Source organism: Paraburkholderia suaedae (genome assembly GCF_040812055.1).
Classification (GTDB): domain Bacteria; phylum Pseudomonadota; class Gammaproteobacteria; order Burkholderiales; family Burkholderiaceae; genus Paraburkholderia.
In genome coordinates this window covers 481,583-493,365 of the sequence record NZ_JBFOAH010000001.1, presented here as the reverse complement: position 1 = coordinate 493,365, position 11,783 = coordinate 481,583, and the positions used below count along the sequence as shown (strand labels likewise).

Below are 11,783 nucleotides of genomic sequence, written 5' to 3'. Positions count from 1 at the left end.
ACGATCCGCCGCGAGCGCAACATCGGGCGCTCGCCGCAGCATCCAGGTCAGGACAACGGCGTCCCCCGGATTCAGTCATCGACTGGGTTCGCGGGACGCCGTTTTTATTTTCGCCAACGCTTCGCCCGATGCCAGAAGACATACGGCGACGCTCGAAGCCCAAGCACATCGAGGACACCGCGCTCATGAAAATCATCGTTATCGGTCACGGCATGGTCGGCCACAAACTGGTCGAGACCCTCGCCCAAGACGCCGAGCACGGCATGGACATCACGGTGCTGTGCGAGGAATCGCGGCCGGCCTACGATCGCGTGCACCTGTCCGAATTCTTCGCGGGCAAGACGGCGGACGACCTGTCGCTCGTCGCACCGGGCTTCTTCGAGCGTCAGAACGTGCAGCTCAAGCTGAACGCGAAGGCTGTCGCGGTCGACCGCGACGCGCGTACCGTGACGGTGTCGAGCGGCGAAACGCTGCCGTACGACAAGCTGGTGTTCGCCACCGGCTCCTATCCGTTCGTGCCGCCCGTGCCGGGCCGCGAGCGCGCCGATTGCTTCGTGTACCGAACCATCGACGACCTCGAAGCGATGCGGGAATGCGGCGCACGTTCGAAAACGGGCACGGTGGTGGGCGGCGGGCTGCTCGGTCTCGAATGCGCGAAGGCGTTGCGCGACCTGGGCCTGGAAACGCACGTGGTGGAATTCGCGCCGCGCCTGATGGCCGTGCAGGTGGACGACGGCGGTGGCCGCATGTTGCGCACGAAGATCGAAGCACTCGGCGTGACGGTGCATACGCAGAAGAGCACGACGGCGATCGTGGACGGCGAAGCGGGCACGCATCGCATGCAGTTCGCGGACGGCAGCCACCTCGACACCGACATGATCGTGTTCTCCGCCGGCATCCGTGCGCGCGACGATCTCGCGCGCGAATGCGGTCTGACGCTCGGCGCGCGCGGCGGCATCGTGATCGACAACGCGTGCCGCACCAGCGATCCGCACATCTACGCGATCGGCGAATGCGCGCTGTGGAACGGCCAACTGTTCGGGCTGGTCGCGCCGGGTTACGACATGGCGCGCACGGTCGCGAAGCAACTGCTCGCGCATCGAGCCAAGCCGGCAGCACAACCGGTTGCCGAAGCCGTTGCCGAATTCAGCGGCGCCGACATGAGCACGAAGCTCAAGCTGATGGGCGTCGACGTGGCGAGCATCGGCGACGCGCATGGCAACACGCCGGGCAGCCGCGCGTACCAGTTCAGCGACGAACGCAAGCAGGTCTACAAGAAACTGGTGGTGTCCGAGTGCGGCAAGTATCTGCTGGGCGGCGTAATGGTCGGCGACGCGGGCGAATACGGCACGCTGCTGCAGATGATGCTTAACCGCATCGAACTGCCGCAAGCGCCGGAATTCCTGATCCTGCCGCAAGCGGAGGGCAATGCGAAACCCGCGCTCGGCGTTCAGGCGCTGCCGGCCGCCGCGCAGATCTGCTCGTGCAACAACGTGTCGAAGGGCGAACTTTGCGCGGCGGTATGCGCGGGCGCCACCGACATCGGCGCACTCAAATGCGCAACGGGCGCCGGCACTTCCTGCGGCGGGTGCGTGCCGCTCGTCACCCAGGTGATGAAGGCCGAGATGAAGAAGCAGGGACTTGCGGTCAACAACCACCTCTGCGAGCACTTCGCGTATTCGCGCCAGGAGCTGTACCACATCGTGCGCGTCGAAGGCGTGCGCAGCTTCGGCGAACTGCTCGCAAAGCACGGCCACGGACTGGGCTGCGAGATCTGCAAGCCGGCCGTGGCGAGCATTCTTGCCTCGCGCTGGAACGAGTTCGTGCTGAAGAAAGAGCATGCGTCGCTGCAGGACACCAACGACTACTACCTCGCCAACATTCAGCGCGACGGCACGTATTCGGTCGTGCCGCGCATGGCGGGCGGCGAAGTGACGCCCGACGGTCTGATCGCGGTCGGCCAGATCGCGAAGAAATACGGCCTCTATACGAAGATCACCGGCGGTCAGCGCGTCGATCTGTTCGGCGCGCGCGTCGAACAGCTGCCGCTCATCTGGGAAGAACTGATCGAGGCCGGCTTCGAATCGGGGCACGCATACGGCAAGTCGCTGCGCACAGTGAAGTCGTGTGTCGGCTCGACGTGGTGCCGCTATGGCGTCGGCGATTCGGTGGGTCTCGCGGTCGAACTCGAGAACCGCTACAAGGGCTTGCGCACGCCGCACAAGATCAAGTTCGGCGTGTCGGGCTGCACACGCGAATGCGCGGAAGCCCAAGGCAAGGACGTGGGCGTGATCGCCACCGACAAGGGCTGGAATCTCTACGTGTGCGGCAACGGCGGAATGAAGCCGCGTCACGCTGAACTGCTCGCGTCGGACCTCGATAAAGACACGCTGATCCGCTACATCGACCGCTTCCTGATGTTCTACGTGCGCACCGCCGACCGTCTGCAACGCACCAGCGTATGGCGCGAGAACCTGGAAGGCGGGCTGGACTATCTGATCGACGTGGTCGTCAACGATCACCTGAACGTAGCCGCCGAACTGGAAGCGGAAATGCAGCTCGTGATCGAGACCTACGAGTGCGAGTGGAAAAAGGCCGTCACCGATCCCGAAACGCGCAAGCGCTTCCGTCATTTCGTCAACAGCGGCGAGCCCGACAGCAACGTTCGCTTCGTCGAGGAACGCGGACAGATCCGGCCCGCGACGCCCGCCGAGCGGCAGTCGAGGCTCGCGGCGATCCCTGTCGTCGTCGAGACGGCCTGAGTTTTCCGTCATACGGTTGCATCACTGCTTGCCCATTCATTGCTCACCTTGCGAGGACTACTGCCATGAACAACGATCGCCCGCCGCGCCCCTGGACGGCCATCTGCCCGCTCGACGACATCGTGCCGAACACGGGCGTGTGCGCACTCGTCAACGGCGAACAGGTAGCGGTTTTCCATGTGGACAACGGCCGCGACAACATCGTGTACGCGATCGAAAACTTCGATCCGGGCTCGCAGGCGGCCGTGCTCTCGCGCGGACTGATCGGCAGCCTCGGCGACCGCGTCGTGGTGGCGTCGCCCATCTACAAGCATCACTTCGATCTGCGCACCGGCGAATGTCTGGAGACCCCGGCGTATTCGGTGGGAGCGTTCGAGACGCGCGTCGAAGACGGCCACGTGTGGGTCGCGCTCTGAGCCGTCGAATTCCTGACAACTTCTTTTGCAAGACGACGCCCCTCATGTCCTCCACTAGCGTAAAAACGGTGTGCCCCTACTGTGGCGTCGGCTGCGGGATGGTGCTGCACGTCGAGGACGGCCAGGTCGTGAAGATCGCCGGCGACAAGGAGCATCCGGCTAACTTCGGACGGCTGTGCACGAAGGGGCAGTCCGCCCATGTGGCATTGCGCAAGTCGGGCCGTCTGGAGAGCGCGTTCGTGCGGCATGCACGCGACGAAGACCCGGTGCCGCTGCCGATGGCGCAGGCGCTCAGCACCACCGCCGCGCGCCTGCGCGGCCTGCTCGACGAACATGGACCGGACGCGTTGTCGTTCTATGTGTCCGGCCAGATGTCGATCGAGGCGCAGTACCTCGTCAACAAGCTCGCCAAGGGCTTCGTCGGCACCAACAACATCGAGTCGAATTCGCGTCTGTGCATGGCGAGCGCGGGTAGCGGCTACAAGCTCTCGCTGGGCGCGGACGGGCCGCCGGGATCGTACGACGACATCGACCATGCGGACCTGTTCTTCGTGATCGGCGCGAACATGGCCGACTGCCATCCGATTCTGTTCCTGCGGATGATGGACCGCGTGAAGGCCGGCGCGAAACTGATCGTCGTCGATCCGCGCCGCAACGCGAGCGCCGAAAAGGCGGACCTCTTCATGCAGATCAGGCCGGGCACCGATCTCGCGCTGCTCAATGGCCTGCTGCATCTGCTGCGCGAAAACGGCCACACGGACGCCGCTTTTATCGCCGAGGCCACCGAAGGCTGGGACGCGATGCCCGCGTTTCTCGCCGACTATACGCCAGAGCGCGTTGCCGAAATCACCGGGCTCGCCGCCGACGACATCCGCCGCGCGGCGCAGATGATCGGCACCGCGAAAGAGTGGATGAGTTGCTGGACCATGGGCCTGAATCAAAGCACGCACGGCACGTGGCACACCAACGCCATCTGCAATCTGCATCTGGCGACCGGCAAGATCTGCCAGCGCGGCAGCGGGCCGTTTTCGCTGACCGGCCAGCCGAATGCGATGGGCGGCCGCGAAATGGGCTACATGGGGCCGGGCTTGCCGGGCCAGCGTTCGGTGCAGGTCGACGCGGACCGCGCGTTTATCGAAGACCTGTGGGGCATCGCGCCGGGCACGCTTTCGACGAAAGTCGGCAACGGCACGATCGACATGTTCTCGCGCATGGCCGCGGGTGAGATCAAGGCGTGCTGGATCATCTGCACGAACCCGGTGGCGAGCGTCGCCAACCGTCAGAATGCAATCGCCGGTTTGCGCGCGGCGCAACTCGTGATCGCGCAGGACGCGTTCCTCGACACCGAGACCAACCGCTACGCCGACGTGCTGCTGCCCGGCGCGCTGTGGGCCGAAGCCGAAGGCGTGATGATCAACTCCGAGCGCAATCTCACGCTGATGCAAAAGGGCATCGAGCCGCCGGGCGCCGCGTTGCCGGACTGGCAGATCATCGCGCGCATCGCGTGCGAAATGGGCTTTGCCCACGCATTCAGCTATGCCAGCGCCGAGGAAGTGTTCGCCGAACTCACCCGCGCGTCGAATCCGAAAACCGGCTACGACCTGCGCGGCGCGAGCCATCGACGGCTGAAGGAGACACCGCTGCAATGGCCGCTGCCGGCAGCCGATTCAGCCGATCGCAATCCAATTCGCTATCTGAACGATGGCGTGAGTCAGACGCTACGAGAGTTGCCCGACGGCAGCCGACCGCGCCTCGCGTTTGCGACCGCGAGTGGCAAGGCGATGTTTTTCGCGCGAGCTTACGCGGCCCCGGCGGAATTGCCCGATCGCGAATTCCCGATCGTGCTCAACACCGGCCGCTTGCAGCATCAATGGCACACGATGACCAAGACCGGAAAAGTCGCGATGCTCAACAAGCTGAATCCCGGACCATTCGTCGAGATTCATCCCGAAGATGCCGCCGCGCTCGGCATCAACCCGAAAGACCCGGTCGAGATCCGCTCGCGCCGTGGCCGCGCGGTGCTGCCGGCTATCGTTACCGAGCGGGTGAGCGCCGGCAACTGCTTTACGCCGATGCATTGGAACGATGTGTTCGGCGATGACCTGTGCATCAACGCGGTAACGAGCGATGCCATCGATGCGGTTTCTCAGCAGCCCGAACTGAAATTCTGCGCGGTCGCGCTGAGTCCCGTCACGCTCGACGCGCTCGTGCCGGTTCTGCCAGATCGTGACGAAGTGCCGGCAGACGAGCTTGCCGTCACCCCAAGCCTGAAGGATCAGCACATGCCGCGTATCGAAGCACTCACCAGCCTGTTGCAACTGCCGCGTACGCCCGCGCCGTCACTCACGGATGCCGAGCGCGCCTATCTGGCCGGCTTCGTGAGCGGCCTGCGTTCGGCCGAAGGGCAGGGGATCGACAGCGTGCCGATCCTGCCGCGCAGCGCACCGTTCGATACGGCGAGCCGTTTGCACGTGGACGGTCTGCTCGCCGGACTTTATAGCCGCAGCACGGCGGGCGCGACAGTGCCTGCCGCTGCGGCAGTTCCGGCTGCGCAGGTCGACAGCGCGTCCGGCGTGCGCATCGTGCGCGTGCGTCCGAAGGTGACGCTGCTGTGGGCCTCGCAAACCGGCAACACCGAATCGCTCACCGAGCGTTACGCCACCCGGCTGATGGAGTCGCGCTTCGAAATCCGCACGTCGTGCATGGAGGACTATCAGGTCTCCTCGCTTGCCAAAGCGCAATACGTGTTGCTGATGACGAGCACGTTCGGCGATGGCGATGCGCCCGACAACGCGCAGAGCTTCTGGACGCAATTGCGCGCCGACGATGCGCCGCGTCTGGACGGCGTGCGCTTCGCGGTGCTTGCGCTGGGCGACCGCAACTACGATCAGTTCTGCGGCCACGGCCGCCGCCTCGACGAACGTCTGGCCGCGCAAGGCGCACTGCGTCTGATGGATCGCGTCGATTGCGATGTCGAGTATCAGCAGAGCGCCGACGCATGGCTCGAACGCGTGATCGTGCGCATCAACGAAGAAGATGCGGCGCTGCACGCGGTGCCGCCGGGCGGCATGGTCAACGCGGTGGTGCCGGGCGCAGTGCCGACCCGAGCGCGCCCGGCCGCGTCGCGGCTCGTTAGCAATCTGCGGTTGAACCGCCAGGGCACGACGAAAGACACGCGTTACTTCTCGTTGAACACCGGCGACTCGGGCCTCGAATACGAAGTGGGCGACGCGCTCGGCGTATGGCCGAGCAACTGCCCCGAACTGGTCGACGAACTGATCGACCTGAGCGGCCTCACCGCGGACGCGCCGGTGCACGTGGCGGGCGCGGGCGACATGCGGCTTGCCGATGCGCTGACCCGACACTACGAGATCGCGCGGCCGGGCGCGGACGCGCTCGCCTTCATCGCCGCACGCAGCCGCAACGGCATGCTGCGCGAGCTGCTCACGCCCGAGCGCAAGGGCGACCTGAAGCAATGGCTGTGGGGCCAGCAGCTTGCGGACGTGCTGCACGAATTTCCGGTGCGACTCACGGCCACCGAATTGACGGGCTTTCTCAAGCGTTTGCAACCGCGTCTGTACTCGATCGCGTCGAGCCCGAAAGCGCATCCGGGCGAAGTGCATCTGACGGTGTCGGCGGTGCGTTACAACAACGGCCGACGTCACCGCAAGGGTGTGTCGTCGACGTTTCTCGCGGATCGCGCGAACGAGGCCGACGTGCCCGTGTTCGTACAGAAGTCCGCACACTTTCGTCCTCCTCACCATGCCGACACGCCGATGATCATGGTCGGCCCCGGCACCGGCATCGCCCCGTTTCGCGGCTTTCTGCACGAACGTGGGGCACGCGGCGAGCGCGGACGCAACTGGCTGTTCTTCGGCGAACAACATGCGGCCACCGATTTCTACTACCGCGACGAACTCGAAGCGATGCGCGACAGCGGCTTGCTCACCCGGCTCGACGTTGCGTTCTCGCGTGACCAGGCCGACAAGATCTATGTGCAGGACCGCATGCGCGAACACGGTGCGCAACTGTGGTCATGGCTCGAAGACGGTGCGCATTTCTACGTGTGCGGCGACGCGAACCGGATGGCGCGCGATGTCGACACCGCGCTCAAGGATGTGATCGCCACCCACGGCGGCATGAGCGATGAAAAGGCCGCCGAATACGTGAGCCGTCTGTCGCGCGAAAAGCGCTATGCGCGCGACGTCTATTGACCGGCGCGGCTTGTGGACACAATGGGCGCAAGCGCGACAGACAGCATTCAAAGAGCAGGCAGTGAAGGTTTGATTAACGCAGCCGATGGCATGGACGTTGCATATTGAAGTCGGCTTTCAACATCGTGACTCGTTAGCGGATGGCGCATGCCAACGCTGGATGATCGAAAATCAGTTTTGTGAGGATATCTGATGAAAAACGTGATGAGCTCCCTTAAGAGCGGAGACTGGCGCGCGCTGGTGGCGTGTTTCCTCTATTTCGACACCGGCTTCACCGTCTGGGTGCTGTATGGGCCACTCGCGCCGTTCATCAGCAAGAGCATTGCGATGACGCCCGCGCAACAAGGTCTGCTGGTCGCAGTACCGGTGCTGTCCGCGGCGATTCTGCGCGTGACCCTCGGCAATCTGTATCAGTCGGCGCATGGCAAGCGCATCGCGTTGCTGGGCGTGTTGCTGTCGGCGGTGCCGACCATCGTGTTGCCGCTGTTGCAATCGGTGCCCTCGTACGAAATGCTGCTGGTGCTCGGCGTGTTCCTCGGCGTGGGCGGGGCGAGCTTCGCGGTGGCGCTGCCGATGGCGGGCAGCAACTACCCGCCGAAGGTGCAGGGCCTCGTGCTGGGACTGGCCGCTGCGGGCAATATCGGCGCGGTGCTCGACGGCTTCCTGTTCCCGCAACTCGCGACGCACTACGGTTGGCAAATGGCCGCCGGCGGTGCACTGCCGCTACTCGCAATTGCCGCCCTCACGCTGTATTTCTGGGCCAACGACGCGGGTGTGAAGTCAGGCAGCGTGCTGCGCGCATTCGGCAGCTTCGCGGTGACGCTGGCCGGTTTGATCGTGCTCGTGCTGCTGGTCGAAGCGGGTCTGTTCGGCGCGGGCAAGACCGGCGTGCTGCTGTTGCCGGTGGTGGGCGCGCTGCTGGCCATCGCGGTGCTGCCCAGGCGCTATCGCTCCGTGCTCGGCGAGCGCGACACGTGGGTCATCATGCTGGTGTACAGCATCACGTTCGGCGGCTTTGTCGGCATGTCGTCGTATGTTTCGCTGCTGCTCACCAATCTCTACCAGTTGTCGAAGATCGACGCGGGCCTCTTCATGGCGCTGCTCGCCGCCACCGGCGCGATGGTGCGCCCGCTCGGCGGCCTGATCGCCGACAGGGTGTCCGGCGTGCGCGCCCTGACCGTGCTGCTCGCCATCATCTCGCTGTGCGACTTTGTGTTTGCGGCCGCAATGCCTTCCATCGTGGGCGGCATTGCGTTGCTGTTGTGCCTGTACGTAGCGTTCGGTCTCGGCAATGGCGCGACTTTCCAGCTGGTGCCGCATCGCTGGGCGGGCCGCACGGGTTTGATGTCGGGCATCGTCGGCGCGGCGGGCGGCATCGGTGGTTTCTATTTGCCGGTCGTGATGGGCATCGCGAAGGAAAGCACGGGCAGCTATCAGATGGGCTTTGCGACGTTCGGCGCGCTGGCCGCCTGCGCATTCGTCGCGATCGTCGCGCTGCGCCGTCCGTGGATGGCGTGGTCGATGCGAGCCGGTGTGATGCACGCGCATGCGACCGAGTGATGTCACGCGAGCGGCGCGACACAGCGGCACCTGAAAGTGCGTGGTCTCACGACGGACGCGGACCGGCGATCGAGCGCGCCCGCGGACGCGGGCGCGGCGGCCGCGCGTGGACGAGGGTCCACGCCGCCGCGAGGCGCGATGCTCGCGTGAGTGAGCCCGCGCAACGCACGGTTCGTCACCCGCAAAAAGAGCGCGACGAATCGTGACAGATTCTACGGAAAGCCGTGTTTAGAAAATGCAGGCAGATGATTGCATGTTGCCGCGGGCCTTTGTAATATGCAGTCAGGAGGCTGCATATGAACACATCGACCGATCGCATTGAAAAGCAGATTCGGCTGAAGTCGCCGCGCTCGCGGGTCTGGCGCGCGTTGTCCAGCGCCGAGGCATTCGGCAGGTGGTTCGGCATGAATCTGGCCGGCAAGCAGTTCATCGCCGGCAAACCCGTGCAGGGGCATCTGACCTATCCAGGCTATGAGCATCTGGTGATCGACCTGCTGATCGAGCGCGTCGAGCCGGAGCATCATTTGTCGTGGCGCTGGCATCCGGCCGCGATCGATGCGTCGGTAGACTATTCGTCGGAGCCGACCACGCTGGTCGAGTTCGAACTGACCGAGGTGGACGCAGGCACCTTGCTGCGTGTCGTCGAATCGGGTTTCGACCAGATTCCCGCCGCGCGCCGCAACGAAGCGTTCCGGATGAACACTGGCGGATGGGAGCATCAGCTCGTCAATATCGAAAAGCATGTCGGCAAGGGCTAAAACAGCGTCGGCCAGGGCGGTTGTGAAGGCGTCAGTGCTGCGACAGTGCGCACCGGTGTTCGCGGCGCTCGGCGATGAGACGCGCTTGCGGCTGATCGCCGTGTTGTGCGCGGGCAGCGCGATGTCGATCGCGCAATTGACCGCGGGTACGGCGATGACCCGGCAGTCGGTCACGCAGCATCTGCAGGTGCTCGCCAACGCGGGGCTCGTGCGCGACGTGAAGGCCGGGCGTGAGCGCTTGTGGGCGTTCGAACCGGCTCACGTGGAACAAGCGCGCCGTGCGCTCGATGCAATTTCGCAGCAGTGGGATCAGGCGTTATCGCGGCTAAAGGCGATGGTGGAGCAGTGAGTGGCGCGTGACGCGCGCTCGCTTCCATGGCGGGCTTGCCGGAGGTGGGCGCCGAGGTGGGCACTAAGGTCAGTCGAGACGGCGAGGGCGGCGCCTGAAAAAACGCCGGCCGCGTCGTGCGCAGCTGAGCGTCCAAGCATCATTAGGCGACCGCGAATCTCGCGCAGATTCCAAATCTCGTCAATTCCCGCTCGGACAAGCAGTTCTCGGTGATCGTCGAGCTACAGCGCGTCGGGTTACAGCGCAATTTCAGAGCGCGCCGCAAGCGCTAGATCTTTTTGGCTGGCTTCAATCCGCGAGGCGCCGGTCCGCCAGTGCGTTCTGGCAGTCCGCGAGCACCTGCTTGAGCAGTCGCGCTTGCGGATCGAGTTCATCGGTGTCGAGTATTTCTTCGACCGCGTCGCGCGCCCAGTCGGCATCGACGAAGCGGGCGTGTCGCTGCGCGATTTCGACCGCCGTGGCCGACAGTTTCGCGATGCACAGCCAGTCGGCTTCGCGCGCATGGTGGTCGAGCCACTTGTGGGCGGCCTGCACGTGAAACGCCGCGTCGGGCCAGTCCTCGTTCAGGTAATAAGCACCCAGGCTTCCGCATGTGAGCCAGCACAACAGCTCCAAACGGTCGCGTGGGCTCAGATGTTGGCGTACATCACTCATGGCGACGCTCGCTGCTGTAAATTGCCCGGTGAGGACGGCGGGCCGCCATCCTCCGCTTTCAGCAACAATATCACGCAAAATTCAAGCACGGCAATTCCCTGCGTACCCTGGCGCACCGTTGCCACACAAGCATTGCGGGAGAGCCGGGCAGTGCCTCGCTGCGCCAGCGCGCCTAGCGCGTCGCGACGATAAAAAGCCGCGGAAACGGCAGCAGCACCGTGCCATCGTCGAACGCGGGATACGCGGCGGCGATCTCGTCGCGGTACCGCTGCAGAAACGCCGCTTGTTCGGCCGCGTCGAGCTTCGCGAGAAACGGCCGCAGCGCGCTGCCCTTGAACCACTCAAGCACCGCGTCGGCGCCGCCCGCGAGCGGGTGGTGGTAGACGGTGCGCCACACGTCGACCCGCGCGCACAGCGGGTGAAGCAAGCCGTAATACCAGCGCGCGCCGTGGCGCACGGTCCGCTCCGCGCCTTCGAGCCGGCGCGCCCACGGGCCTTGCGCCGCCACTTCGCGCAGCAGACGGTGCGCGGGTTCGTCGAGATTGTCGGGCATCTGCACGGCGAGGCTGCCGCCCGGCGCGAGTCGCGTGACGAGAGACGGAAGCAGGCGCTCATGATCGGGCACCCATTGCAGCACCGCGTTGGCGAGAATCAGGTCGTACGGTCCGGCGGCGTCCCATGTCGTCACGTCGCCGGTGTCGAACTGCAAGTGCGGCAGCCGCTTGCGGGCGGCAGCGATCATGTCGCTGGAACTGTCGAGCCCGCTGATCGCGGCGCCCGGCGCGTGTGCCGCTAGCACTTCGGTGGAGTTGCCGGGTCCGCAGCCCAGGTCTACGGCCATGCGCACGTCCGTTGCCGGCACCGCCGCCAACAGGTCGCGCACCGGGCGTGTGCGCTCGTTTTCGAACAGCATGTACTGCTTCGCCTGCCAATCCGTCGTCGCTGTCATCTCACTGCTCCTTTGTTTTCTGAAGAGCCGAACCGGCGGTGGCCGTCCGCGTCGGCGGCCGCTGAACCGATCCAGGGTTTGCATTTTCTGCGCCGCCGCCCGCGCAGTAAAATGAATTGAT

At 65.0% G+C, this 11,783-nt stretch carries 8 protein-coding genes; 6 read left to right on the top strand and 2 right to left on the bottom strand.

Translation table 11 applies throughout. The features are described from left to right. Positions 1-185: 185 nt before the first annotated feature. From nirB to ABQJ48_RS02120, 6 genes are all read left to right on the top strand, one after another. Complete coding sequence (nirB, locus tag ABQJ48_RS02145) at positions 186-2,762, top strand: nitrite reductase large subunit NirB (RefSeq protein WP_367835640.1); 2,577 nt, start codon at positions 186-188, stop codon at positions 2,760-2,762. 65 nt (positions 2,763-2,827) lie between these two features. Further along, positions 2,828-3,178 carry a nitrite reductase small subunit NirD gene (nirD, locus tag ABQJ48_RS02140; RefSeq protein ID WP_367835639.1) on the top strand — a complete coding sequence of 117 codons (351 nt, stop codon included), beginning with the start codon at positions 2,828-2,830 and terminating at the stop codon, positions 3,176-3,178. A gap of 44 nt (positions 3,179-3,222) precedes the next feature. After that, the gene (locus ABQJ48_RS02135) at positions 3,223-7,392 is read left to right on the top strand and encodes a bifunctional nitrate reductase/sulfite reductase flavoprotein subunit alpha (protein ID WP_367835638.1); all 4,170 of its coding nucleotides are present in this window, start codon (positions 3,223-3,225) and stop codon (positions 7,390-7,392) included. A 192-nt stretch (positions 7,393-7,584) separates the two neighbouring features. Continuing rightward, positions 7,585-8,952: an MFS transporter gene (locus tag ABQJ48_RS02130; protein WP_367835637.1), complete on the top strand. Its 1,368-nt coding sequence runs from the start codon at positions 7,585-7,587 to the stop codon at positions 8,950-8,952. A 296-nt stretch (positions 8,953-9,248) separates the two neighbouring features. Beyond that, positions 9,249-9,710 (top strand): SRPBCC family protein, encoded by a 462-nt coding sequence (locus ABQJ48_RS02125; protein WP_367835636.1) that lies wholly within the window; start codon positions 9,249-9,251, stop codon positions 9,708-9,710. After that, on the top strand, positions 9,694-10,059 hold the full coding sequence (locus tag ABQJ48_RS02120) for an ArsR/SmtB family transcription factor (RefSeq protein WP_367835635.1): 366 nt from the start codon (positions 9,694-9,696) through the stop codon (positions 10,057-10,059). The genes ABQJ48_RS02125 and ABQJ48_RS02120 overlap by 17 nt, the downstream gene beginning before the upstream one ends. A gap of 288 nt (positions 10,060-10,347) precedes the next feature. Here ABQJ48_RS02120 and ABQJ48_RS02115 read toward each other — a convergent pair whose 3' ends face one another. Continuing rightward, a complete protein-coding gene (locus ABQJ48_RS02115; RefSeq protein WP_367835634.1) occupies positions 10,348-10,713 on the bottom strand; it encodes a hypothetical protein in 366 nt (121 codons plus the stop codon). 172 nt (positions 10,714-10,885) lie between these two features. Continuing rightward, positions 10,886-11,662 carry a trans-aconitate 2-methyltransferase gene (gene tam, locus ABQJ48_RS02110; protein ID WP_367835633.1) on the bottom strand — a complete coding sequence of 259 codons (777 nt, stop codon included), beginning with the start codon at positions 11,660-11,662 and terminating at the stop codon, positions 10,886-10,888. Positions 11,663-11,783: the final 121 nt, after the last annotated feature.